Below are 25,700 nucleotides of genomic sequence, written 5' to 3' on the forward strand. Positions count from 1 at the left end.
AGCGCGCCAATGCCTGTTTCAACCAACTTAAACAATCTTTCAGACGGCACCGGACGGCGTAGGTCGGACACCCGTATCCGACAAAAGAAAACCTCTGTAGAGTGTAAAAAGCCGTCTGAAAACGTCGGATATAAATAATCCGACCTACGCCGTCTGCCGTCTGAAAAGTTCAACGTTCCGCAAACCTGTCCCCTTTCCCCGTGGGAGAGGGCAAAAATGCTTGAAGCGCGCCAATGCCTGTTCAACCAAACCCAACAATCTTTCAACCGGCCTCTGCCCGCACCGCCGTCAAAGCGGTAAAATCCGCGGTTCCCACCACTCAAAAAATTTCAGACGGCCTTTCCTGAACATAGGCCGTCTGAAAAATCTAAAACACCATGAATCCGCTGACCCGCCGCCGCTTCCTCGCCGTTTCCGCCTTGACCGCTACCGGCATCGCCGTGCCGTTTGCCCTGACGCGTAAAAAAGATGCGCCCGTGCCGTCTGAAAAAACTGCCGCCGCCGGCGAACCCTTTATCTGGCGCGGGATTGCGCTCGGTTCGGGGGCGGAGTTGCGGATTTACCATCCCGACCGCCGTTTCACCGAAACGCTCGCGCAAAAGGCGTTGATCGAAGTGTTGCGGCTGGAAAAAATCTTCAGCCTCTACCGCGACGACAGCGCCATCAGCCGCCTCAACCGCGAAGGCCGTCTGAACAGCCCGCCCGCCGACCTGCTCGCCGTGTTGAGCCTGTCGCGCAAAATCCACCGCGCCACCAAAGGCGCGTTCGACCCCAGCATCCAGCCGCTCTGGAACCTCTATGCCGACTATTTCAGACGGCATCCCAAGGCCGAAACCCTGCCGTCTGAAGCCGACATGAAAAAAGCCCTGCGGCTGGTCGGTTTCGACAAAGTGCGCTTCGACGATGCCGCCGTCAGCTTTGCCGAAAAAGGCATGGGCTTGTCGCTCAACGGCATCGCGCAGGGCTATATCACCGATAAAATCGTCGAACTGCTGCGAAAAAACGGCATCCGCCGCGCACTGGCCGATATGGGCGAAATCCGCGGTTTGGACGACGGCAAAGTCGGAACATGGCGGGTCGGCATCAAAAATCCGCAGGACGAAAGCCAAGTTTTACTGACCGTTCCCCTGCAAAATCAGGCGTTTGCCACCTCCGGCGGCTACGGCACGACGATGGACGAAGCGGGAAAATTTACCCACCTCTTCGACCCGCGCACCGGACTCGCCACGCCGCGCTACCGCAGCATCAGCGTCATGGCCGCCACTGCCGCCGTTGCCGACGCCTTTTCCACCGCGTTTTCCGTGATGCCGAAAACCGACATCCGCACGGCGGCAGAGGGCGAGGACGCGAAAGTTTGGTTGGTGGACGGGGAGAATAAAGTGGAAACGGTTGGGTAGGGGTTTTGTAAAACGGCAAGGCCGTCTGAAAAGTGGAAATGCTTTTCAGACGGCCTTTGTTTTGAGGGCTGTTTTCATGTTTGGAAAGCTGTTTTTCAGACGGCCTCAAGCGCCTTTACCTTCTCCACCACCCGCCGCGCGTGCGCTGCCGACTGTTCCGGCATCGCCGTCTCTTTCGCCGCATCGCCGCGTATGTCCCGCCCACTGCATCCGCGTCAGGTTGGCGAACTGTTTCAGCGGCGGCAGGAAGGCTTCGATGGGGTAGTTTTGCAGGCCGCCTTCGCGGTAGAGTTTGGCGGTGGTACCGCTGGTGAATGAGACAAGCAGTTGTTTTCACGCGACTTTATCGACCGTGCTGCTATGCGAAAAGCCGTGCACAAACACGTCTTCAATCCATTTTTTCATCAGCGCGGGCACACCGTACCAAAACAGGGGGAACTGCAAAACGATGACGTCCGCTACCATGAGCTTCTCCTGTTCGGCGGGCACGTCAAACTTGAAATCGGGCGCGGCGCGGTCGAGATAGTTGCCCGCCGCCTCGGGAAGCTGCGCCTCCAGCGTGTCCATGACGGCTTTGTTGGCAAACGGGCCGTGTTGCAGGTCGGGATGGCCGGAGACGATGAGGATGTTTTTAGGCATTTTGCGGTTCCTTGAATGGTTGGAAATGGGCGTAGCGCAAAGATTTTCAGACGGCCTTTTCCTCAAACCGCCCCTCCGTCAGCGCCAGCGCGTTGCCCCATTCGGTTAGCGCCTGCAAAACGGGCATAAACGTGCGGCCGAATGCAGTCAGCCGGTACACCACTTTCAGCGGTGGCTTATCGCCGAAAGCTTCGCGCTCGATGAGGCCGTCCTGCTCCAGCCTTTTGAGCTGGCGGTTCAGCGTCATTTCCGTTACCGACACCAAATGCCGCCGCAGTTCGGCAAAGCGTTTTTCGCCGTCCTGCAAGTGGTAGAGAATCGCCGCTTTCCATTTCCCGCCCGCCAAATCCGCCGCGAGGCTGACGGTGCAGGGGTAAATCTTGCCGCGGAAGCGGACGAAATCGGCAGTGCATTCGGTCTTCATGGGCTATCCGATCAGATAGTTATTCAAAAATAATGAGATGGATTATAAAATCGCCAGTATCTTTTCAACAATCCGAGGAATTCCCATGACACTCATCGTATGCGCCCACCCCGATTTCAATGCCTCCGTGGCCAATAAAGCCGTGATCGAAACCGTGGCAAACAGCGGCTTAAACGCCGAAATCCGACAGCTTGCCGAACTTTACCCCGATTTCCGCATCGATGCCGAAGCCGAACGGCAGGCCTTGCTCCGCCATCAAACCGTTGTTTTCCAATATCCTTTTTTTTGGTACAACATGCCCGCGATTTTGAAACACTATTTCGACCAAGTGTTTACCTACGGTTTTGCCTACGGTTCGGCCGGCGACAAACTCAAAGGTAAAAACTTTCTCGCCAGCTTCACCGTCGGCGCGCCCGAGGCCGATTACCGCGCCACCGGCAGCGCCCATTTCCGCGTGTACGAATTCTGTAAAAACCTCGAACAGACCGCGTATTACGCGCAAATGAACTACATCGACCCGTTTTATTTCCACGGCACTTCCGCCGCCGCAGGTTTCGGCGCAGAAAGCGTCCGCGCCACAGCTGAGCGCGAAGCGGGGCGTTTGGCAGCGCTGCTGAAAACGCTGGAAGCGTAGGGCGGTCAATTTTGCGGTCGGTAAGTCGGGACTTTTTGAAAACCGGAAAGGCCGTCTGAAACCGTCGGTATTGGTGCTTTGCAAAACAGGGCAATGAAAGTCGGGCACGGATACCCGACTTTCATTTTTTTAAACCCTGTTTTCAGACAGGTATTCTATTTTTCAGACGGCCTGTTTTCACAGCCAACGGTCGAAAAACGCTTCCACATTGGCCGGATTCTGATAGTCGAAAATCAGGTTGCGGCCGATGTCCAGCGCTTTGAGTTGTGCCATTTCCCCGTCGCTCAAAGCGAAGTCGAACAGAGTGATTTGGCCGGCGGTTTTGCCGTGTGCGGCGGCCGCATAGCCGATTCCGCCATGGTTTCGCGGGCGCTGGCCGAAATGCCTCTCTGCCTCGCCGCTTCGCCCGGATATCTCGCCGCACACGACACCCCTTGTTTTTCAGACGGCCTCGCCGCCCACCGCCTCATCGTGCGCCGCCTCGGCACCGACAAACTCATGACGTGGCATTTCCGAAGCAAAGACGGCGGCATCCGAACCTGCCTGCCCGCCGCCCCCGCGCTCATCTTCTCCGAACCCGAAGCCGTGCTAGAAGCCGTACTCGCCGGCTGCGGCATCGCCGAACTGCCGCTTTACCTCGCCCAAGCCCACCTTAAAACAGGCCGTCTGAAAACCGTTCTGTCCAAACAGCGCCACAAAAGCAGCGCCTGCCTCGTCCTCCAATACCCCACCGCGCCCTGCTGGTGCCGAGAGTCGGGGCGGCGGCGGAATTTTTGACGGAGAAAATTAAAGCGGGGATGGCGGGATAGCGGCGGTTTTGGGATTCGGGCGGCTGCCGGATTCGAGAATCCGACCGGCAACCGCCGATGCCGTCTGAAAACGGCTTGTTCAGATGGCCCCAAATATTTTATGCCGTCTGAAATTTAAAAATGCCTGTCTGAAAAACGGTTTTTCAGACAGGCATTGTTTGTTGAAACAGGCTTAAAACCGCCGTTGCAGTTTGCACGCCTGCAAAATATAGACGGCCAGCTCCTCGACGGATTTGTCGGTGGTATTGGTAAACGGAATGCCGTGGCGTTTGAACATGGCCTGCGCGTCGGCGATTTCGCTGCGGCAGGTGTCGATTTTGGCGTAAGACGAGTTGGGGCGGCGCTCTTGGCGGATGGCTTGCAGGCGCTCGGGTTGGATGGTCAGGCCGAAGATTTTGTCTTTATAGGGCTTGAGCATACGCGGCAGGTCGGTGGATTCGAGGTCGTCGGGAATCAGCGGGTAGTTGGCGGCGCGGATGCCGTATTGCAGCGCGAGATACAGGCAGGTCGGGGTTTTCCCCGAGCGGGAAACGCCCATCAGAATCACGTCGGCTTCTTGCAGGTTTTTGTCGCTGATGCCGTCGTCGTGGTTGAGCGAGAAGTTGACGGCTTCCATGCGCGCGTCGTAGCGTTGGGTGTTGCCGATGCTGTGGTGGCCTTGTTCGGCCTGTTTGGCCTCGGCGTTGAGTTCTTTGGCCAAGACATCGAGGAAGGTGTCGAAAAAGTTGATTTGAAAGGCGTTTGCTTCTTTGATGATGCTGCGGATTTCGTCATCGACGACGCTGACGAAGGCGATGGGGCGTTGCCCTTCCTGCTCGGCGGAACGGTTGACTTCGGCAACGACGGTGCGGGCTTTTTCGACCGTATTGATAAAGGGGAGGGTGAAGCGTTTGAATTTCAGATGGCCGAACTGGTTGAGCAGGGCTTCACCGATGTTTTCGGCGGTCAGACCGGTGCGGTCGGAGATGTAGAAGATGTGGCGGGATGTGGACATGAGGGGTTCTTTCGGGTTGACGGAATGCGGCATCATAACAAGAGAAAACGCGGCGATAAAGCGCGGAAACACAGATTACAAATAATTACAGGGAAAACGGTTGTCTGAAAATATTGCTTTATCGGAAGTATTTTTAAATTTTTTGAAATTTTATGCTAAAAATTAAAACAGTTTAGCCGTCTGAAAAATCATTAATTTATTTTGAACCCTATGTTTTATAAAGGTATAAGTGTTTTGAATAGTATTTGGGCAAGTTTGTTTCATTTTGCTACACGGCTGAAACCCGCAATTTTTCAGACGGCACGGGCAGGCGGGCCGTGCATAAAATACATGACAGGAAACCTTTTGATGGCTTAGAATAACCGCACGGTTTTATTTCTTTTTTAACATACACTGAACGACAGGACAGGAAGAAACATGGCTGCTGATTACGTTATCTGGTTTGAAAACCTGCGCATGAGCGATGTGGAGCGCGTGGGCGGTAAAAACGCCTCTTTGGGCGAAATGATTAGCCAACTTACCGAAAAAGGCGTGCGTGTGCCGGGCGGCTTTGCGACAACCGCCGAAGCTTACCGCGCCTTTTTGGCGCATGAGGGGCTGAACGAGCGTATTTCCGCAGCGCTGGCCGCATTGGATGTGGAAGACGTGGCCGAGCTGGCGCGCGTGGGCAAGGAAATCCGCCAATGGATTTTGGACACGCCGTTCCCCGACCAATTAAACGCCGACATTGAAGCGGCCTGGAACAAAATGGTCGCCGATGCGGGCAGCGAGAATATTTCCGTTGCCGTACGCTCTTCCGCGACTGCCGAGGATCTGCCCGACGCTTCGTTTGCCGGCCAGCAGGAAACTTTCTTGAATATTCACGGTTTGGAAAACGTGAAAGAGGCGATGCACCATGTGTTTGCTTCGCTGTATAACGACCGCGCGATTTCCTACCGCGTCCACAAGGGCTTTGCGCATGACGTGGTGGCGTTGTCTGCGGGCGTCCAGCGTATGGTACGCTCCGACAGCGGCGCGTCCGGCGTGATGTTCACCATCGACACCGAATCGGGTTACGACCAAGTGGTGTTCGTTACCTCGTCTTACGGCTTGGGCGAAAACGTCGTTCAGGGTGCGGTCAATCCCGACGAATTCTATGTGTTCAAACCGACCCTGAAAGAGGGCAAGCCCGCCATCTTGCGCAAAACGATGGGTTCGAAACAAATCAAGATGATTTTCACCGACGAAGCGCAGGCGGGCAAATCCGTGACCAATATTGATGTGCCCGAAGCCGACCGCAACCGCTTCTCTATCAGCGACGACGAAGTGACCGAGTTGGCGAAATACGCGCTGATTATCGAAGAACACTACGGCCGTCCGATGGACATCGAATGGGGGCGCGACGGTTTGGACGGCAGACTCTACATCCTTCAGGCGCGCCCTGAAACGGTAAAATCCCAAGAAGACGGCACCCGCAGCCTGCGCCGTTATGCCATCAGCGGCGAGAAAAAAGTATTGTGCGAAGGCCGCGCCATCGGTCAGAAAGTCGGTCAGGGCAAAGTGCGTCTGGTCAAACACGCTTCCGAAATGGAAAGCGTGGAAGCGGGCGATGTGCTCGTTACCGATATGACCGACCCGGATTGGGAGCCGGTAATGAAACGCGCATCCGCCATCGTCACCAACCGCGGCGGCCGCACCTGCCACGCGGCGATTATTGCTCGCGAACTGGGTATTCCGGCGGTGGTCGGCTGCGGTGATGCGACTTCATGCCTTTCAGACGGCCAAAATGTTACCGTTTCCTGCGCAGAAGGCGATACCGGCCTGATTTACGAAGGTCTGCTCAATGTCGAAGTCACCGACGTTGCGCTCGATAATATGCCCAAAGCGCCGACCAAAGTGATGATGAACGTCGGCAACCCCGAGCTGGCCTTCAGCTTTTCCGGCCTGCCGAGCGAAGGCATCGGCTTGGCGCGTATGGAATTCATCATCAACCGCCAAATCGGCATCCACCCGAAAGCCTTGCTGGAATTCGACAAGCAGAGTGATGAATTGAAAGCGGAAATCAACCGCCGTATCGCAGGCTACGCATCGCCGACCGAGTTCTACGTCGATAAAATCGCCGAGGGCGTGGCTACGCTGGCTGCATCGGTTTATCCGCGCAAAACCATCGTGCGGATGTCTGACTTCAAATCCAACGAATACGCCAATTTGGTCGGCGGCAACCTCTACGAACCGCACGAAGAAAACCCGATGCTGGGCTTCCGCGGCGCGGCGCGTTATGTATCGGAAGACTTCGCCGATGCGTTTGCACTGGAATGCAAAGCGCTCAAACGCGTGCGCGACGAAATGGGTTTGACCAACGTCGAAATCATGATTCCGTTTGTGCGTACCTTGAGCGAGGCCGAGTCTGTCATCAAAGCCTTGAAAGAAAACGGTTTGGAACGCGGCAAAAACGGCCTGCGCCTGATTATGATGTGCGAAGTGCCGAGCAACGCGCTCTTGGCCGAGCAGTTCCTGCAATATTTCGACGGTTTCTCCATCGGTTCCAACGATATGACCCAGCTCACATTGGGTGTTGACCGCGACAGCGGCGGCCCGATTGCCGCTACTTTCGACGAGCGCAACCCCGCCGTAAAAGTGATGCTGCATCTGGCGATTTCCGCCTGCCGCAAGCAAAACAAATACGTCGGCATCTGCGGACAAGGTCCGTCTGACCATCCTGATTTTGCCAAATGGCTGGTGGAAGAGGGCATCGAAAGCGTATCGCTCAACCCCGATACCGTGATCGAAACCTGGCTCTATCTGGCTGACGAATTGGGTAAATAAGGCCGTCTGAAAACGGTATAACAAACCGCCTTGCATGAAGCAGGGCGGTTTTTTTAATGAAAACAGGCGTTAAGGTTGTGAACTTTCCAGCATCATGAAGGTCTTAAACAAACAGTCAGATTGAAGCGCACCGGAATTTTCAGACGGCCTGACCGTTGCAGCGGTTGAAACCGACAGCTTGTCCTCCGTTACTACCGTTCGGACGATTCCCGCCACAACCGCGCAAACACTTCGCTATAATCTTGAACATAAAGCATAAATTTCAAATCAGACTTTTTTGATTCGGAAAGCAGATGATGAACCGGCTTTGGAAAACAGGTTTGACCGCCGCCGTTTTATACGGCATCGCCGCCCCGGCATTGGCGCAAATCCATTCCGTTTATTTCAACCAACAGGGCAAAATTACCGCCACCATGTCGGCGGTGGTTTATGTGCGCCAGTACACCATCAACGCGGGCATCGCGGAAGTGCAGGATTTCTACTACCCCTCGATGAAGAAATATTCCGACCCCTACCGCGTTCCCTCTGCGCAAATCAAAGTGTTCGTCCCCGTATTGGAAAACGGCACGCTGACGCTCTGGCATTTCAACGGCCGTAAAAAAATGGTCGGCAGCTATCGCAACGGCAAGCTCAACGGTGAATGGATCAACTGGTATCCCAACGGCCGGAAATCCGCCGTCATGCCCTATGTCAACGGCTCCAGCGAGGGCACCGGCTCGCGCTACTACCGCAACGGCAACAAAGAAAGCGAAATCCAGTTTAAAAACAACAAAGCCAACGGCTTATGGAAACAATGGTATGCCGACGGCAGCCCGAAAATGGAAATGACTATGGTCAACGACAAACCCGTCGAAATGCTCAGTTGGGACGACAGCGGCAGGCTGCTGACCGAACTCGACCTCAGCAACGGCCGCCGCAACGGCGTGGTGTTGGGCTGGTATGACGACGGCGGAAAGAAATCCGAAGCGGTGTATCAAAACGACCGACTGATCAAGAAAACTTATTGGGATGCATCGGGTGCGGTGATTGATTAAACAGGTTTTACGGTAGGTAAGAGGCCGTCTGAATTGTCAGACGGCCTCTTGTTTTTGGGTATGGCAGTTTTTCAGACGGCCTGGGGTTTTGTGAAAATCCCCAAATGCCGTCTGAAACGCTGGATTCGTCATTCCCGCGCAGGCGCATGGTTGTCGAAATAACACCAAGGCCGTCTGAAAACTTGAAATGCTGATGTTTCCGGCGTTTTTAGCCGCAGTCGGACTCAAAATCTGAAATGGTCGAGCTACTGCAATCTGCTCCCTCCCCTGCGCAAGGCGCAGGAGAGGGGACAGATTGTAGGAACTTCAAAATTTGGCGTTGAAAATCAGCCGGTTTTATGAATTTGATTTCAGACAACTTATTGATATTTTTTAAGTTTTATTTTTCTGAAATATTAATTTTGTAACTGATTGATATTTCAAGGAAATTTATTCCTGACGGCAGTGCGCACAGGTAGGAATCCAGGTATTTGATTTGAGGAATGTTTTTAAAACAAACAGTCGTGTGGATTTAGCCTTCTGGATTCCCGCCTGCGCGGGAATGACATTCACACATTTTCGAGTTCGACTGACTTTATTACAGAAACTCCCGCCATTCCCCCGCGAAACAGCAAAGTCAGCCGAAAAGGAATTTGCTAAAATGCGCTTTCAGACGGCCTTTAGCCTTTTACAAACCCCGGGCCGTCTGAAAATCCGTAACGTCCAAAATCCCGTTTAAAAACAATCCAAACCAACCGCCGCCATGTATAAAGTCATACCGATTATCCACGTTTTGTCCAAGCTCGGGCTGCTGTTTTCGATGCTGCTCGCAGTGCCGACGGCCATGTCGGCTTTTTATGCCGACGGTGCGTTTCCTGCATTTGCGCGCACAGCGCTGGTAACGACCTTTGCTTCGTGCACCATTTGGCTGCTGACTTGGAAATTCAACCGCGAATTGCGCGCGCGAGACGGGTTTACGCTGGTGTTGATGCTGTGGCTGGCGTTTGCGCTGGTGGCGGCGATGCCGCTTTATCTGCATCTGCCCCAAATCAGTTTTACCGATGCGTATTTCGAGGCGATTTCGGGGCTGACGACGACGGGGGCGACGGTGATTACGGGGTTGGATACGCTTGCGCCGTCGGTCAATTTCTGGCGGCATATGCTCAACTGGCTGGGCGGTATGGGGATTATCGTGTTGGCGGTGGCCGTTTTGCCGATGTTGGGCGTGGGCGGAACGCAGCTTTTCAAAGCGGAAATTCCGGGCATCGATAAAGACAGCAAAATGGCGCCGCGCATTTCCCAAGTGGCGAAAAAATTGTGGGCGGCGTATTCACTGACGACGGTGGCGGCGTTTTTCGCGCTGCATTGGGCGGGCATGAACTGGTTTGACGCCGTGTGCCACGCAATGTCGGCGGTGGCATTGGGTGGTTTTTCGACCCACGACGACAGTATCGCCCATTTTGATTCGCTGCAAATCGAGTGGACACTGATGTTTTTTACCGTTTTCGGCGCGATTAATTTTGCCGGCCACTTTGCCGCGATCGGGCAGCGTTCGCTCAAGGTGTATTGGAAGGACGAGGAATGCCGCGTGCTGCTGCTGGTTTTGCTGGCCAGCATTGCGGCGGCGGCGCTTTATCTTTGGCACACGGGGTTTTACCCGACTTTGGGCGAGGCGTTTCGTTTTACCGGCTTCAATTTTGTTTCCATCGGTCTAGCCAGCGGCTTTGCCAATGCCGATTTTGCCCAATGGCCGCTGATTGTGTCGCTTTGGATGTTTTTTTTGTCGAACGTTTTGGCGAGCTCCGGTTCGATGGGGGGCGGGATTAAAAACGTGCGCGCGCTGGTGTTGTTTAAATTCAGCCTGCGCGAAATGACCGTTTTACTCCACCCCAGCGCCGTGCGCACCGTCAAGGTAAATAGCCGAACCATCCCTGAGCGCACCGCGCTGACGGTAATGGCGTTTATCTTCGTTTATTTCATGACCGTGGTCGTATTCAGCTTTCTGCTGATGGCGACGGGCTTGGATTTCATTTCCGCCTTTTCCGCCGTCGTCGCCTGCATTACCAACGCCGGACCGGGTCTGGGCGTCGTCGGCCCCGCAGGCAATTACGCGGGTTTGTCCGACATTCAGAAAATGCTCTGCACCGCCGTGATGCTGCTCGGGCGTTTGGAAATTTTTACCGTGCTGATTCTGTTTACCCCTGCGTATTGGCGGAAATAGGTTTGCCGGAAGGTTGCACCGCTTGGGCGGCATAATAAATTTCAGGCCGTCTGAAAATTTTCAGACGGCCTTTATCGTAATACTCAAGATGAAACGGAACGCGGCACTTGAGATACGGCTTACTCCCCCGCCTCAACCGTAAAAAACAGCTTCTCCTGTTTCAAGGCGTTGCCGTCGGCATCGGTCAGCGCCGCTTCTGCGGCGGAAAATTTAATTACCGCCAAACTCAGGCTGCCGGTATCGGTAAGCGCGGTGTTGATGATTTGGCCGGCCTCTTCGCCGCCGGTTTGCACGGCAATGCCCGCGGCTTCGAGCGAGCCGCCTGCCAACACCGCCAAGCCGCGTTTGACCTGGCCGCGGTATTGGGCGCGGGCGATGATTTCTTGGCCGGGGTAACAGCCTTTGCGGAAATGCACGCCGCCGATGAGGTGTTGGTTGAGCATTTGCGCGACGGCGGTTTCTTTGGTGGCTTCGGAAATCCAGGCATAGCCGCTGCGGATTTCGTGCAGTTTCCAAGCGTTTTCGGCGGCGGGATCGAAGTCGGGCAGGGCGGCGGTTTCGCCGGTTTTCAGACGGCCTGTGTGCGGTAGGAATATGGTGTGGATGCCGTCTGAAACTTCGGCGGCAAACGATAAATGCGGCTCGGCGGCGGGAACGGCTTCTGCGCTGTCGTCCAATTCGCCCGCCACGCCGAAACCGGGCAGAGGCTCAAACACGACTTTGGCGCGCAAAACGAACATCCGCAGGCGTTTGACCACGGCTTCGGCCAAATCCGCCGCCATGATTAAAAGAATGTCGCCGCTGCGGTTGAGTACCAGCATATTGGCGATGACGCGGCCTTTGGGCGTGTTGTAAGTCGCGTAACAGGCTTGGTTTTCGACGAGGTTTTTAACGTCGTTGGAAAGCTGGTTGTGGAGAAAATCGGCGCGGTCGTCGCCGCTGACGCGCACGACGCTGAAAAAAGGCAAAAGGGTCTGCATGGCGGAATCCTGGAAAACGGTTTTTAAATTAAATTGGGGTTGCGCAAGCGGAAATAAAGGCCGTCTGAAAAGTTTTTGTTTTCAGACGGCCTTACTTGCCTTACAAACTAAATTTTGGGTATCGCGCGTGGTTTGGATGGAAATAGTTTGCATTTGTGCAATTATTAGCGGAAAATGATGTTATTTGTATCTATATTGATTCCGCTATGTTTCTTATCGCCCTGCTCATCACCCTGCGCGAAGGCATCGAAGCTGCGCTGATTGTCGGCATTGTCGCCGGTTTTCTGAAACAGTCCGGCTACGGACGGCTGATGCCGAAAGTGTGGCTGGGCGTAGCGCTTGCGGCGCTGTTGTGTACGGCGGCGGGCATCGGCTTTTTCAAAACTGCGGGCGAAATTCCGCAGAAGCAGCAGGAATTTTTGGTGGGCGCCATCGGCTTGGTGGCGGTGGGGATGCTCACTTATATGATTTTGTGGATGCAGAAAGCTTCGCACAGCCTGAAAGCGCAGCTGCAACAGTCGGTTCAGGCAGCCTTGCGGCGCGGCAGCGGGCAGGGCTGGGCTTTGGTACTGATGGCGTTTCTGGCGGTATTGCGCGAGGGGCTGGAAAGCGTGTTTTTCTGTTGGCGGTGTTTACCCAAAGCCCTTCTGCGGCGATGCCGGCAGGTGCGGTGCTGGGGCTGCTGCTGGCGGTGGGCTGGCTGGTGTATCAGGGCGGCGTGCACCTGAATCTGGCGCGCTTTTTCCGTGCCACCGGCGTGCTGCTGATTGTGATTGCGGCGGGGCTGTTTGCCGGCGCGTTCCGTGCGCTGCACGAGGCGGGCGTGTGGAATGTATGGCAGGTGAACCCGCTGGACTGGTCGTCGACCATGCCGCTAGATTGGTCGGGCGTGCTGCATGAAGACAGCCCGCTGGGCGTGTTGCTGGGCGGTTTTTTCGGCTACACCCATCATCCGGTGTTGAGCGATTTCGTGCTGTATTTCGCTTATCTTCTGCCGGTATTGTTTCTGTTTCTGCGCGGCAGCAAGCCTGCTGAGCCTTCTTCTTCCCAAACTGCCTGAAAGGTGTGACTGCTATGCGTAAAACCCGATTGTCCCTGCTTTCCCTCTCTGCCCTGCTGGCGCTGGCCGCCTGCCAGCCGCCCGCTGCCGAGCAAACCGCCGCATCCGCTGCGGGCAAGGCTTCCTCTGTTGCGGCCGACGGCAGCGTGAATGTGGCGGTAAACGACAAAGCCTGTGAACCGATGGAACTGACAGTACCCAGCGGTAAAACCACGTTCAACATCCAAAACAGTTCCGGCAAAAAGTTGGAATGGGAAATTTTGAACGGCGTGATGGTGGTGGACGAGCGCGAAAACATCGCGCCGGGTTTGAGCGACAAACTCACCGTGACCCTGCTGCCGGGCGAATACGCAATGACCTGCGGCCTGCTGAACAATCCACGCGGCAAGCTGGTGGTAACCGACAGCGGTTTCAAAGACACGGGCAACACCGCCGATATGGCCAAGCTGGCTGCGCCGCTGGCGGAATACAAAAAATACGTTCAGGCCGAAGCGGCCGAGCTGGTAAAAAAAACCGAAGCCTTCACCGCCGCCGTGAAAGCGGGCGACACCGCCAAAGCCAAGTCGCTGTTTGCCGACACGCGCACGCACTACGAACGCATCGAGCCGATTGCCGAGCTGTTTAACGAGCTGGATCCCGCCATCGACATGCGCGAAGACGATCTGAAAAACGGCCCGAAAGATCCCGCCTTTACCGGCTTCCACCGTTTGGAATACCTGCTGTGGACGGAAAACACCACCAAAGGTGCGGCTGAAACCGCCGACAAGCTGGATGCGGACGTGAAAAAACTGAAAGCGGAAATCGACGCGCTGAACTTCCCGCCCAGCAAAGTGGTCGGCGGCGCGGCGGTGCTGATTGAAGAAGTGGCCGCCACCAAAATCAGCGGCGAGGAAGACCGTTACAGCCACACCGACTTGAGCGATTTCCAGGCCAACATCGACGGCGCGGATAAAATCGTGAATCTGTTCCGCCCGCTGCTGGAAGAGAAAAACAAGGCGCTGGTGGAAAAAGTCGATGCCAACATCAAGCAGGTGAACGGCATTTTGGCGAAATACAAGACTGCCGACGGCTTCCAGTCTTACGACAAATTGAGCGAAGCCGACCGCAAAACCCTGCAAACGCCCATCAATGCGCTGGCGGAAGATCTGGCGCAACTTCGCGGCACGCTGGGTCTGAACTAAGCCCGACGGGCTGCCTGAATACGGTATTCCGCCGTTTTCAGGCAGCCTGAAGTTTCGTGAGAATTAAAAATGCCGTCTGAAAAATTTCAGACGGCATTCAGGCAGGTTATGCAAAGGTTGATTCGAACATCCCACCCGCCGCAATAAAGGCCGTCTGAAACGGCTTACCGTGTTTTTCAGACGGCTTCCATTTTTCCAATTAAATTCCGACAGGAACACGCCATGTCCGCACAAAACAAAACTGCGCCCGAGCAACCCGCCCGCCGTGCGCTGCTGAAAAACGCCGCAGCCGTCGGCATCGGTTTTGCCGTCGCGCCGCTGGCTGCGTGCAAACCGCAGGATAAAGCAGACGGTAGAACTTCAGACGGCAACACCGTGCCCGACTGCGCCTCCGCCGTCCACAGCCAAACCCGCTATGACTGCTACGGCGTCCACCAAGCGGGGGCATTACCACGCCGCACCAGCCGTTCGGCATCATGGCGGCGTTTGACGTAACCGCCACCGAGCCGGTGCGCCTGATCGATTTGTTCCGTATGCTGACCGCGCGCATCGAATTTCTCACCCGCGGCGGCGAGTTGCAAGACGGAGATGCTAAATTGCCGCCCGCCGGCAGCGGCCTGCTGGGCAAAAACGTGCCGCCCGACGGCCTGACCATCACGCTGGGCGTGGGCGCTTCGCTGTTCGACAGCCGTTTCGGCCTGGCGGCGAAAAAGCCCAAGCATTTGCAGGAAATGAAAAGTTTTCCAACTGGCTGCGCGCAATCTGTTCGGCTACCGCGACGGCACGGGCAATCCGAAGGTGGACGATCCCAAAGTGGCCGACCAGGTGTTGTGGACGGGCGTGGCGGAAAACAGCCGCGACGAACCGGCTTGGGCGGCCAACGGCAGCTATCAGGCGGTGCGCATCATCCGTCAGTTTGTGGAATTCTGGGACCGCACGCCGCTGCAAGAGCAGAACGCGATTTTCGGCCGCGAAAAATACAGCGGCGCGCCGCTGGGGCAGCAGCAGGAAGGCGAAGCGCCGAAATACGCCGCCGACCCCGATGGCAAAACCATTCCGAAAGACAGCCATATACGGCTGGGCAATCCGCGCGACCCGGAATTTATGAAAAAACACCAGCTCTTCTGCCGCCCGTTTAACTATTCTTTGGGCTTGGCGAAAAACGGGCAGCTTGATGTGGGGTTGATTTTGGTGATGTATCAGGCTAATCTAGCCGACGGTTTTCTGTTTGTGCAGAATCTGTTGAACGGCGAGCCTTTGGAAGAATACATCCGCCCGTTTGGCGGCGGCTATTTCTTCGTCCTGCCCGGCGTGGAAAAAGGCGGCTTTTTCGGCCAACAGCTGTTTGACGCGGGCTGATGCCGCACGATATTGACAGAGGCCGTCTGAAAAGTTTTGTTTTCAGACGGCCTTCGTTTCATTTTTCTGCCTGCGCCGCCGAAACCTTGATTTCCACCCGCCATTCCGGTTTTGCCAGCTTAGCCTCGGCGCACAGCCTTGCCGGCGCATGGCTGGGGGCGACCCAAGCGTCCCACGCTTCGTTCATGGCGGCGTAGTCGGCCATGTCGGCGAGGAAGACGGTGGCTTCGACGATGCGGCTTTTGTCGCTGCCGCATTCGGCGAGCCAGCGGTCGATTTGCGCCAACACGTTTTCGGTTTGCGCTTTGGCGCCGGCGCTTTCGTTTTCGGGCACCATGCCCGAGAGGAAAACGAAACCGTTGGCGGTTACGGCTTCGGAAAAGCGGTCGGTTTGGCCGAAATAGCGGATGGTCATGGCGGGCTCCTGCAGATTTTGAAAACGAGGTATGGTAACATAGGCGCGTTTGTTTGACGGAACAGGAATGTTTTCAGACGGCCTCTGTTTGGCTGATGCCGTCTGAAAATAAAAGGATATGAGTAAATACGGTTATCCCGTTACCCCCGCCGTCCGCGCGCTGCGGGCGCAGAAGACTGAGTTTGAACCGCTGCTCTACACCTACGGAGACCACGGCGGTACGGCACAGATTGCCGTCGAGTTCGGCCTGCCCGAGCATCAGGTCGTCAAAACCATCGTGCTGCAAAACGAGCAGAAAAAAGGGCTGATTGTCTTGATGCACGGCGACAAACACATTTCCACCCGCAATCTGGCGCGCGAATTGGGTATGAAACACATCGAGCCTGCCGACCCGGAACAGGCGCGGAAATGGACGGGCTATCAGGTCGGCGGCACGTCGCCGTTCGGTACCAAAACCGCGCTGCCGGTGTATGTGGAAGCGGGTATCTGGCAGGAAAAGGTGATTTATATCAACGGCGGCAAACGCGGTTTCGTCATCGCCGTTTCCCCCGAGGCGTTGAAAGCGCTGAATCCGCAGACGGTGAATGTGGCGGTGGATGCTTGAGTGGGGTTTTCAGACGGCCTTTTCAGTTTTTACAACGACTTCTATATTACTTTTAGAAAGGATTGAACAATGGACGACATCAACGAACAAAACAGCGTGCCGCAAGACGCAGAGCAAAACGCCCAACCCCATGTTCCGCAAACCATTCAGCAAAACGCCCCGCAAGACAATCTGCGCACCTATATTATGGTCATTTACGGTCTCTACGCACTGGCCATTCTTGTCGGCGTTTCCGCGCTGATCGGTGTGATTGTGGCTTATGTGAAACGCGACGATATGCGCGGTACGGCGTATGAATGCCATATCGATTATCTGATTAAAACGTTTTGGTACGGCCTTGCCGTTCTGGTTGTCGGCTGGATTACCAGCTTTATCTTAATCGGCCTGCTTGTGCTGTTTGCGGGTTATATTTGGTTTACCTACCGCGTGGTGGCCGGGTTTATCAAGTTTAACGACGGCAAAGCGGTCGATCCCAACGGCTGGCTGTAAGGCCGTTTGGCTGGTTTTTCCGCATTCCCTTTTTCAGACGGCCTTGCTATGATGCAGGCCGTCTGAAAATTTTGTTTCGTAATCTGAAACTTTTACAAAAATGTAAAACAACTGATTAGAGGCCGTCTGAAACGGTTAATGTTTCAACCGACGTCATTCCCGCGCAGGCGGGAATCCATGCTTGACCTTCTGAAACTTATTTTAAAACAATACATTGTCTGTTTCTAACCGTAGGTTCCCGACTGTACGGGAATGACGTCAGCGATGATTTCAGACGGCCTTTAAATTTTTACAAAATTTCCCAATCCCTTTTAAGGAAACTGAATGAGCTATCTCTTAGCCAGCATTATGTGCAGCGTTTTGGTCTCGGTTTTGCTGAAAATCGCGCGCCGCCAGAAAATCGACATCGGACAGGCCGTGGGGGTGAACTACATCGTGGCGGTTGCGCTGACGATGCTGGTGTTGAAACCCGATTTGGGCAATCCACGGGCGTTTCTGCCGACGTGGTGGCTGTTTGCCGCTCTGGGCGTGCTGCTGCCGTCGGTGTTTGTGGTTATGGGACGCGCGGTGGATGCGGCGGGGATTGTGAAATCCGATGCGGCGCAGCGGCTGTCGCTGTTTCTGCCGATTGCCGCATCGTTTGCGCTCTTTGGCGAAAAGCTCACGGAAGGGCGGCTGATCGGGATTGTGCTGGCGTTTGTGGCGCTGTTTTGCCTGTTGTGGAAATCAGAGGGCGGCAAACAGTCGGGCGGCATGATGGCGCAGGCGGGTTTGCTGATGGGGGTTTGGGCGGGTTACGGCGTCATTGATATTCTGTTCAAACAGCTTGCCAAAAGCGGTACGGCGTTTGCGGGCAACCTGTTGGTGGCGTTTTGTTTGGCAGGGATTCTGATGTTCGGCTATCTGTTTGCCAAGGGTACGAAATGGACGAAAGAGGGCGTAGTCGGCGGCGTGTTGCTCGGCGGTTTGAACTTTTTAAACATCACGACCTATATCGGCGCGCACCGCGTGATGAGCAGCAACCCGACGCTGGTGTTTGCGGGCATGAACATGGGCGTGATTGTGTTGGGAACGCTCGTCGGCGCGTGGCTGTTTAAAGAAAAGATCAGCAGCATCAACGCCGCGGGCATCAGCGTTGCGCTGGCGGCGGTGGCCTGTCTGTTTTATTGGGCGGATATCCGCGCGCTGTTTGGGATTTAATTTAATTGTTGGGAAACAGTTGTTTAGGCCGTCTGAAAAATCGTATTTTGATTTTCAGACGGCCTTTTTGTTTTTACACGGCAACGCTTGCAATGGTCTGCAAAATCCAGTTTCTGTATAATTGCTAACCGTTTATGTCTTATCGACCGACTGTTTTTCAGACGGCATGGATAGGATAAGGCGGAACTTCAGTCGGCAGAGCTTGCGGCGTTTGCGCGATTTTTTTGTGCCCGTGTCGGGCGTTTTATTTGGGAACTTTGTATGTCAGCCATGTTTTTTATCCAGTTTGCCATTGTGCTGCTGTGTATTTTGATGGGGGCGCAGGCCGGCGGTATCGGCTTGGGCGTGTTCGGCGGTATCGGCTTGGCGGTTTTGGCGTTCGGCTTCGGGCTGGAACCGACCAGCCCGCCGATTGACGTGATGCTGATGATTATGGCGGTGGTGTCGGCGGCGGCGGCCATGCAGGCGTCGGGCGGTTTGGACTATATGATTAAAATCGCCACGCGGGTTTTGCATAAAAATCCGAAATACATCACCTTTATCGCGCCGATGGTGACTTACCTCTTTACCGTTTTGGCAGGTACGGGGCACGTCGCTTATTCGGTGCTGCCGGTGATTGCCGAAGTCAGCCGCCGCAACGGCATCCGCCCGTCACGCCCGCTGACGATGGCGGTCATCGCCTCACAGTTTGCGATTGTGGCCAGCCCGATTGCCGCGGCGGTGGTGGCGACCGTGAGCTATCTTGAGCCGCAGCACATCACGATGGCGGACGTGTTGAAAGTAACCGTGCCGTCCACCATTCTCGGCATCGGCTTGGCCTGCGTGTTTGTGAACAAATTGGGCAAAGAGCTGAAAGACGACCCGCATTATCAGGAATTGCTGAAAAATCCCGAATACGTCAAAGCGCATGCGGTCGATAAAACCGAAAACGTGGATTTACACGTCAAACCGCAGGCGAAATGGTCGGTCGGTATTTTTCTGGCGGCGGCGTTTTTGGTGGTCTTGATGGGTGCGCTGCCCGAGCTGCGCCCCGTATTCGGCGACGAACCCAAGCCGATGGGTATGGCGCATACGATTGAAATCGTGATGCTTTCCGCCGCTGCGCTGATTATTCTGATCTGCAAACCAAACGGTGATGCAATGACGCGCGGCTCGGTGTTCCACGCCGGCATGCGCGCCGTCATTGCCGTCTTCGGCGTGGCCTGGCTCGGCGATACGCTGATGCACGGCCATTTGGAAGAAGTGAAAGAAACCGTCAAGCACCTGGTCGAAACCGCACCGTGGACATTCGCCTTTGCGCTGTTTGTCTTGTCGGTATTGGTCAACAGTCAGGGCGCAACCGTCGCCACGCTGTTCCCCATCGCCATCTCGCTGGGCATTCCCGCACCGATTATCATCGGCACGTTTGTGGCGGTAAACGGCTATTTCTTCATCCCCAACTACGGCCCGATCATTGCCGCCATCGACTTCGACAGTACGGGTTCGACCAAAATCGGCAAATACATTTTCAACCACAGCTTCATGATACCCGGGCTTCTGAGCCTGATATTCAGCTTGGGATTCGGGTTGCTGTTTGCCGAAGTGATGCTGTAGGGATTTGCTGTCGGGCCGTCTGAAAAAATGCCGTGATATTTTTCAGACGGCCTTCCACAATAAAAAAACGAAAGACCCGCCATGTTCCAAACCTACCTCGTCGGCGGCGCCGTCCGCGACGCGCTGCTCGGCCTCGACGTCAAAGACCGCGACTGGGTCGTCGTCGGCGAAAACGCCGAAAGCATGATTCGGCGCGGATTTCAGCCCGTCGGCAAAGATTTCCCCGTTTTCCTCCACCCCGAAACCCACGAAGAATACGCCCTCGCCCGCACCGAGCGCAAAACCGCCAAAGGCTACGCCGGATTCGTGTTTCACGCCGATAAAGACGTTACCCTCGAGCAGGATCTGCTCCGCCGCGACCTGACCATCAACGCCATGGCTCAGGATTCGGACGGCCTCATCATCGACCCCTTCGGTGGGCGGCAGGATCTGCAAAACGGCATTCTGCGCCACGTTTCCCCCGCGTTTGCCGAAGACCCCGTCCGCATTTTGCGCACCGCCCGTTTCGCCACCCGCTACGGTTTCCAAATCGCCCCCGAAACCATGACGCTGATGAAAAATATGGTCGAAAACGGCGAAGCCGGCGCATTGGTCGCCGAACGCGTTTGGCAGGAATTGGCCAAAGGGCTGATGGAACGCCAACCGCGCCGCATGCTGGAAGTGTTGCGCGAATGCGGCGCGCTCAAAGTGCTGCTGCCCGAAATCGACGCCCTCTTCGGCATTCCCCAACGGGCGGATTACCACCCCGAAATCGACTGCGGCATCCACACCCTGATGGTGCTCCAATGCGCCGCCGACATGGATTTGAGCCTGCCCGAACGCTACGCCGCGCTCTTACACGACTTGGGCAAAGCCAAAACCCCGCCCGACATCCTGCCGCGCCACCACGGCCACGACCTCAACGGCGTCGAACCCGTCCGCGCCGTCAACAGCCGCCTGCGCGCGCCCAAACATTGCGCCGAGCTCGCCGAACTCGTCTGCCGCTGGCACATCATCTTCCATCAAGCTTTCCGGCTCAAAGCCGCCACCATCATTAAAGTGTTCCGCCAAACCGACGCTTTCCGCCGTCCCGAGCGTTTTCAGACGGCCTTAAACGTCTGTATCGCCGACGTGCGCGGCCGTCTGAATTTTGAAAACGCCGCCTACCCCCAACGCGACCACTGGCTCTCTCTGCTCGACGCCGCCAACCGCATTGATGCCGCCGCCATCGCCGCCGAATGCCGCCGCATCGGCAAACCCGAACTGATCGCCGGCCAAATCGACCGCGCAAGGCGTTTGCAGATCGAGCCGCTTCAGACGGCCTGCAAAAACAGGCAGAGCAAATAGCGGCAGAGCGGGGGGGGGGTACAGGTTTTCTTGGCCGTATTTTTTAGGAGTAAACACCGTTTGCTTGGCAAACAATCAGGCCGTCTGAAAAATTTTCAGACGGCCTGTGTTGTCTGTCAGGATGCCTGCGCATCCGTCGGTTTAGAATTTGTAGCTGACGCTGCCCAAAACGCTGCGGCCTTGTCCGTAGTAACACCAGTAGTTACAGCCGGCGACGTATTTTTTGTCGGTCAGATTGTCCACATTGACTTGCGCCGTCCAGTTGCGGGCGAAATCGTAGCGGGCGAAGAGGTCGAACACGGTGGCCGACGGTACGCTTGCGCCGGAATAGGGTGCCCAGACGCTGGTAACGTTTTGGCTCTTGCCGATGTAGCGCACGCCTGCGCCGACTTTCAAACCGTTTAACGCGCCTTGGTTGAAGGCGTAGGCGGCACGGGCGGACAGAGTGTGTTTCGGCGCGAGCGGGTTGCGCACGTCGCCGTTGCTGCCTTGTGTCACGGAACTCAGGTAAGTGTAGGCGACGGCGGCGTTGATGTTGTCGGTCAGGTTGGCATCGGCTTGGAATTCGATGCCTTTGCGTTTGACGGGATCGGCGCTGCTGGCGGTGGTGCCGCTGGTGCCGTCGAATACCAAGGCGCCTTCGTCTTTGGCTTTAAACGCCGCGAGCGACATTTTGCCGTCGAGCCATGAGGGCATGTATTTCACACCGGCTTCGATCTGCTTGGTGATGTTCGGGTCGTAAAGTTTCTGACCGTTGCTCAAACCGTTGGGCAGGCGGAAGGATTCGTTGTAGGCGATGTACGGGCTGATGCCGTAGGGCGCGAGATACATCAGCGAAGAAGAGTAGGAAGTATGGTTTTTCTTCACTTTCTGCGCGCTCGACAATTCCTCGTTTTCCGCACGGTCGTGGCGGATGCCGCCGGTAAGCTGCACTTTGTCGAAAATGCGCATGCTGTCTTGCAGGTAGAAACCGAGCTGGCGGGCTTTCAGCGCAGTCTGCGTGCCTTTTGGAGTGACGCTGATGCCGTAGTTTGGCGCGAAGACGTTGAAGCTGCCCGGGGTAACGGTGTTGCCCCAGCTGTCGTAAACCGCGTTGACGTTTTGACGGCGGTAGTCAATGCCCGCGATGAGGGTGTTTTTCACCGCGTCGGTTTCGGTTTTCCACGTCAGGCGGTTGTCGAAGGAGTGGCTTTTCGCCGTGCCGTCGTTGAACACCGCATCACGCGTGCCGATGCCGCCCGCGCCCAATGCGGAATAGTTGGCAAACACGCCGAGGTGGCGGTTGTCGACATGGTTGTAGCGGTAGTTGGAACTGAACGATACGCCTTTGCCGAAATCGTGGCTGAATTCGTAGCCCAGCGAGTATTGCTTGTTGCGCTCGCGGTCAACAGTCGGATCGCCCAAATTGGTCGAACGGGAAATGGTTTTGCCTTCAAACGGAATCAGTGATCCTTCGATGGGCAGGAAATTCGAGCTGGGCGTGCCGACGTCTTTCTGGTAGCTCGCGAGCAGGTTGAGTTTGGTGCGGTCGGAAATGTCCCAAGCCAGCGAGGGCGCGAAATAATAGGTTTCCGAACCCGTGCCGTGCCATTCGCCTTTGCCGTTGCGGTACGAACCGACGATGCGGTAGCGCAGGCTGTCGTCGGCATTCAGACGGCCTGTGTAATCCGCCGCGATGCCGCGTTGGGATTTTGTGCCGATTTGGGCTTTGATTTCGCCTTTGCTGACTTGGTTTTTATGCGGGCGCTTGCTGACGTAGTTGATCAGGCCGCCCGAATTGGCCGCGCCGTAGGTAATCGCGTCGGCGCCTTTGGTCACTTCCACCGCTTCCACGCCGAACATTTCGGTTTGCGGCGTGAAAAAGCCGTAGGCAATCGAAGGCGCGCCGTCAACCGACTGGCTCGCTTCCGCGCCGCGTACGCGGAACCAGTTGGTATTGGTGTCGCTGCCGTAGGGCTGGCTGGTAAAACCGGCCTGATAGCGGCCGAGTTCGTCGGCTTTTTCCACGCCTTCTTCGCTTAAGGTTTCGGCGTTGATGTTGACGGCGGATTTCGCCTGGCGGAACGGCACGCCCTGAAGTTTGTTGATCGAGCCGACCACATTGACCGTTGCCAACTCGGCACTTTCAGGTGCGGCTGCGTTTTGCGCGTCGGCGGCGAAAGCGGGGGGGTAGATGCTGAATACTGCGGCGGCAATCAGGCTTCGGGTGAAAGTTTTATTCATGGTTTTTTAAAATCCGGAAATGAGGCCGTCTGAAAAAGCGTTAAAGGCAGACGGCTTTAGTCTGATTGTGTTTTTTCTTTTCTAACGGGAAAAGTCTAACGGGAAAAGGGCTGTTAATGATATGGGTTTTTGTTTGTGTTGGCAAATGTAGGACGGAACGGTTTGGGTAAGTTCTTCAATTTTCGAAAAGTTTGTTTTTTGGATAGGGCGTTGTAAATAAAGTGATTATTTTGGTGGTTTGAGGTTTTGTCCGTCTGAAAATTGGGTTTTTAAAACGTAGTACAGGTTTTCAGACGGCCTCGGCCGTTTTCCCGCCCAAAACATTCCTGCTGAATGAATCGGATTCATACAATTCCGAAAATTTCGCATTTGATTGCATGGGCGGATGTCTTTATAGTGCAGGCCGTCTGAATACTTTTAAGCGCGTGTCGGTCGTTTTCAGACGGCCAGATGCGTCGGAACGCGATAATCAAGAAGGAAAAACATGGATTTTCGCCAGAAAATTGCAATTTCGCCGATGAGCGGCTATCAGTGGATGGTGGTCGGTTTGGCGGTGGTTTTGAATATGTTGGACGGCTTCGACGTGCTGGCGGTGGCGTTTACCGCCAAAAGCATACAGGCCGAACTGGGGCTGACGGGCAAGCATATCGGCTCGCTGATGAGCGCGGGTTTGCTCGGCATGACCGCGGGCTCGATGCTGCTGGCGCCGCTGGCGGACAAATTCGGCCGCCGTCCGCTGCTGATTGCTTCGACGCTGCTCTCGGCGCTCGGAATGCTGATGACTTATTTTGCGCACTCGCTGGAAAGCATCGCGCTTTGGCGCGTGGTCACGGGCTTGGGTGTGGGCGGGATTCTGCCGTGTACCAACGTGATTGTGAGCGAGTATGCCAACAAAAAATGGCGCGGGCTGGCGATTGCGGTTTACGCCTCGGGCTTCGGCATCGGCGCGATGCTGGGCGGGATGTCGGCGGTGGTTTTGCAGGGCGGTTACGGTTGGCGCTCGGTTTTTCTGGTCGGCGCGGGTTTGACACTGGCAGCAGTGGTTGCGCTGGTGGCGCTGTTGCCCGAATCGGTGGATTTTCTGTTGAACAAACGCCCCGCCGGTGCCAAAGCGCGGCTCGACCGCATCGTGGCGAAAATGGGTTTGGACGGCGCGTGGTCGTTTCCCGAACAGGCGGCAAAGGCCAAAGTTTCCGTGTTGCGCCTGTTTGAACCCGAATATCTGAAAACCACGCTGCTGATTTGGGTGGCGTTTATCGCGGTGATGTCGGCTTATTATTTCGTCAGTTCGTGGACGCCCGCACTCTTAGAGCAGGCGGGCATGGCGAAGGCGCAAAGCCAGACGGTCGGCATGGCGGTTTCCATCGGCGGCGCGGTCGGCTCGCTGGTGTTCGGCTTCCTCGTCAGCCGCTGGACGCCGCGCACGGTATTGATTGCGTTTGCCGGTCTCTCGGCGGCAGCGGTGTTTGCTTTCCTTTCCGCCAATACATTGGCTTTGTCGCTGGTGTTCGCCGTATTGCTCGGCGCGCTGATGAACGGCTGTATCGCAGGTCTGTACACGATTAATCCGACGCTCTACGCCGCCGATTTCCGCAGCACGGGCGTGGGCGTGACCATCGGCGTCGGCCGCGTCGGCTCGATTGTGTCGCCGCTGGCCGCAGGTGCGCTGCTGGACGCGGGTTGGGCGAAAAACGATTTGTATGCCGGCGCGGCGGCGGTGATTCTGCTGGCGGCGGTGGCGGTGTTTTTCCTGAAGGCGAAAGAGGATTAATTGGGAACGTGCTGATTGATGAACAGGCCGTCTGAAATTTGATTGCGGGTGCAGTCGGATTTCAGACGGCCTTTCTGATTTTTAAAAAGTTGTAGGGGTGCTTGCACCCATGCGTTCCAAGACTTTTAGGCCAAACAAAATTGATGAAAATCTAAAACCGCATGGGTGCAAGCACCCACCTTACCCAATATCAACCGCCTTACATGCCGCACTATTTTTCAGACGGCCTCGGCCCGCAATATGTACTTTTCTTTCAAAAAAAACCAAAAAACCAAACAGGCCGTCTGAAAGAAAATATGCGCCTGCGCAGGCGGAACAGGCGATTCCTTGCGGTGTATCAAGTTTCCCCGCAAACGCCCGCCGCGCAGCTTGTCAGTCAGGTAGTTTTAAAACATAATGCCCTTAGCCTGTTTTTTTGCATAAGATTACAAGGCGCGGACAGAATAATAAGATTGCGAATGCGCGGCGGTAGCTGCGTCCGCACAAAACTACGGAAAACGGAAGTTTCTGCTGTAAGGCCTTCTGAAAAGGCTTTTCAGCCGTTTTTGCAGTAAATCCGACTA

20 protein-coding genes and 2 pseudogenes are annotated in these 25,700 nt (G+C 55.6%); 16 read left to right on the top strand and 6 right to left on the bottom strand.

Features of this window, described 5'->3' with window-relative positions; translation table 11 throughout:
* Positions 1-377 precede the first annotated feature (377 nt).
* Positions 378-1,397, top strand: coding sequence for an FAD:protein FMN transferase (locus BG910_RS09240; protein ID WP_089036585.1), 1,020 nt, complete (start codon positions 378-380; stop codon positions 1,395-1,397).
* A 333-nt stretch (positions 1,398-1,730) separates the two neighbouring features.
* Here the strand turns inward: BG910_RS09240 and BG910_RS13080 are convergent, their stop codons facing one another.
* Together BG910_RS13080 and BG910_RS09250 are read right to left on the bottom strand one after the other, a co-directional pair.
* The gene (locus BG910_RS13080; protein ID WP_198344782.1) at positions 1,731-2,036 is read right to left on the bottom strand and encodes an NAD(P)H-dependent oxidoreductase; all 306 of its coding nucleotides are present in this window, start codon (positions 2,034-2,036) and stop codon (positions 1,731-1,733) included.
* Between the two features lie 46 nt (positions 2,037-2,082).
* The gene (locus BG910_RS09250; protein WP_089036586.1) at positions 2,083-2,460 is read right to left on the bottom strand and encodes a winged helix-turn-helix transcriptional regulator; all 378 of its coding nucleotides are present in this window, start codon (positions 2,458-2,460) and stop codon (positions 2,083-2,085) included.
* Between the two features lie 85 nt (positions 2,461-2,545).
* Between BG910_RS09250 and BG910_RS09255 the strand changes: the two genes are divergently transcribed.
* Positions 2,546-3,094: an NAD(P)H-dependent oxidoreductase gene (locus BG910_RS09255; RefSeq protein ID WP_089036587.1), complete on the top strand. Its 549-nt coding sequence runs from the start codon at positions 2,546-2,548 to the stop codon at positions 3,092-3,094.
* A gap of 264 nt (positions 3,095-3,358) precedes the next feature.
* The gene (locus BG910_RS09260) at positions 3,359-3,871 is read left to right on the top strand and encodes a LysR substrate-binding domain-containing protein (RefSeq protein WP_157694064.1); all 513 of its coding nucleotides are present in this window, start codon (positions 3,359-3,361) and stop codon (positions 3,869-3,871) included.
* Positions 3,872-4,075: 204 nt separating this feature from the next.
* Here BG910_RS09260 and ppsR read toward each other — a convergent pair whose 3' ends face one another.
* The gene (gene ppsR, locus BG910_RS09265) at positions 4,076-4,897 is read right to left on the bottom strand and encodes a posphoenolpyruvate synthetase regulatory kinase/phosphorylase PpsR (RefSeq protein ID WP_089037221.1); all 822 of its coding nucleotides are present in this window, start codon (positions 4,895-4,897) and stop codon (positions 4,076-4,078) included.
* Between the two features lie 417 nt (positions 4,898-5,314).
* Here ppsR and ppsA point away from each other — a divergent pair, with 417 nt between their 5' ends.
* The 3 genes from ppsA (at position 5,315) to BG910_RS09280 (ending at position 10,936) form a co-directional block, all read left to right on the top strand.
* Entirely contained in the window at positions 5,315-7,702 is a 2,388-nt protein-coding gene (gene ppsA / locus BG910_RS09270; RefSeq protein ID WP_089036589.1) for a phosphoenolpyruvate synthase, read from the top strand.
* 296 nt (positions 7,703-7,998) lie between these two features.
* Positions 7,999-8,736: a toxin-antitoxin system YwqK family antitoxin gene (locus BG910_RS09275; protein ID WP_089037222.1), complete on the top strand. Its 738-nt coding sequence runs from the start codon at positions 7,999-8,001 to the stop codon at positions 8,734-8,736.
* 742 nt (positions 8,737-9,478) lie between these two features.
* Positions 9,479-10,936, top strand: a complete 1,458-nt coding sequence (locus BG910_RS09280; RefSeq protein ID WP_089036590.1) for a TrkH family potassium uptake protein — start codon at positions 9,479-9,481, stop codon at positions 10,934-10,936.
* A 119-nt stretch (positions 10,937-11,055) separates the two neighbouring features.
* Here BG910_RS09280 and ygfZ read toward each other — a convergent pair whose 3' ends face one another.
* Positions 11,056-11,916: a CAF17-like 4Fe-4S cluster assembly/insertion protein YgfZ gene (gene ygfZ / locus BG910_RS09285; RefSeq protein WP_089036591.1), complete on the bottom strand. Its 861-nt coding sequence runs from the start codon at positions 11,914-11,916 to the stop codon at positions 11,056-11,058.
* Positions 11,917-12,122: 206 nt separating this feature from the next.
* Here ygfZ and efeU point away from each other — a divergent pair.
* The 3 genes and pseudogenes from efeU (at position 12,123) to BG910_RS09300 (ending at position 15,516) form a co-directional block, all read left to right on the top strand.
* Positions 12,123-12,976, top strand: a pseudogene (efeU, locus tag BG910_RS09290) (iron uptake transporter permease EfeU).
* A 14-nt stretch (positions 12,977-12,990) separates the two neighbouring features.
* Complete coding sequence (gene efeO, locus BG910_RS09295) at positions 12,991-14,157, top strand: iron uptake system protein EfeO (RefSeq protein WP_089036592.1); 1,167 nt, start codon at positions 12,991-12,993, stop codon at positions 14,155-14,157.
* Positions 14,158-14,379: 222 nt separating this feature from the next.
* Positions 14,380-15,516, top strand: a pseudogene (locus tag BG910_RS09300) (Dyp-type peroxidase).
* Between the two features lie 58 nt (positions 15,517-15,574).
* Here BG910_RS09300 and BG910_RS09305 read toward each other — a convergent pair.
* The gene (locus BG910_RS09305; RefSeq protein ID WP_089036593.1) at positions 15,575-15,931 is read right to left on the bottom strand and encodes a RidA family protein; all 357 of its coding nucleotides are present in this window, start codon (positions 15,929-15,931) and stop codon (positions 15,575-15,577) included.
* Between the two features lie 118 nt (positions 15,932-16,049).
* On the opposite strand from BG910_RS09305, the gene BG910_RS09310 reads away from it, so the two are divergent.
* The 5 genes from BG910_RS09310 (at position 16,050) to BG910_RS09330 (ending at position 21,143) form a co-directional block, all read left to right on the top strand.
* Positions 16,050-16,535, top strand: a complete 486-nt coding sequence (locus tag BG910_RS09310) for an aminoacyl-tRNA deacylase (protein WP_089036594.1) — start codon at positions 16,050-16,052, stop codon at positions 16,533-16,535.
* A 69-nt stretch (positions 16,536-16,604) separates the two neighbouring features.
* Positions 16,605-17,024, top strand: coding sequence for a DUF4870 family protein (locus BG910_RS09315; protein ID WP_232462191.1), 420 nt, complete (start codon positions 16,605-16,607; stop codon positions 17,022-17,024).
* A gap of 324 nt (positions 17,025-17,348) precedes the next feature.
* On the top strand, positions 17,349-18,224 hold the full coding sequence (locus BG910_RS09320; protein WP_089036595.1) for a DMT family transporter: 876 nt from the start codon (positions 17,349-17,351) through the stop codon (positions 18,222-18,224).
* 270 nt (positions 18,225-18,494) lie between these two features.
* Positions 18,495-19,817, top strand: coding sequence for an anaerobic C4-dicarboxylate transporter (locus BG910_RS09325; protein ID WP_089036596.1), 1,323 nt, complete (start codon positions 18,495-18,497; stop codon positions 19,815-19,817).
* Between the two features lie 81 nt (positions 19,818-19,898).
* Positions 19,899-21,143 carry a multifunctional CCA addition/repair protein gene (locus tag BG910_RS09330; protein WP_089036597.1) on the top strand — a complete coding sequence of 415 codons (1,245 nt, stop codon included), beginning with the start codon at positions 19,899-19,901 and terminating at the stop codon, positions 21,141-21,143.
* Positions 21,144-21,284: 141 nt separating this feature from the next.
* On the opposite strand, the gene BG910_RS09335 is transcribed toward BG910_RS09330, so the two are convergent.
* Positions 21,285-23,366, bottom strand: a complete 2,082-nt coding sequence (locus BG910_RS09335; RefSeq protein WP_089036598.1) for a TonB-dependent siderophore receptor — start codon at positions 23,364-23,366, stop codon at positions 21,285-21,287.
* 484 nt (positions 23,367-23,850) lie between these two features.
* On the opposite strand from BG910_RS09335, the gene BG910_RS09340 reads away from it, so the two are divergent.
* Together BG910_RS09340 and BG910_RS12395 are read left to right on the top strand one after the other, a co-directional pair.
* On the top strand, positions 23,851-25,137 hold the full coding sequence (locus tag BG910_RS09340) for an MFS transporter (protein ID WP_089036599.1): 1,287 nt from the start codon (positions 23,851-23,853) through the stop codon (positions 25,135-25,137).
* 161 nt (positions 25,138-25,298) lie between these two features.
* Positions 25,299-25,691: a hypothetical protein gene (locus tag BG910_RS12395; protein ID WP_157694066.1), complete on the top strand. Its 393-nt coding sequence runs from the start codon at positions 25,299-25,301 to the stop codon at positions 25,689-25,691.
* Positions 25,692-25,700 lie beyond the last annotated feature (9 nt).

The sequence above is a fragment of the Neisseria chenwenguii genome (assembly GCF_002216145.1).
Lineage (GTDB): Bacteria > Pseudomonadota > Gammaproteobacteria > Burkholderiales > Neisseriaceae > Neisseria > Neisseria chenwenguii.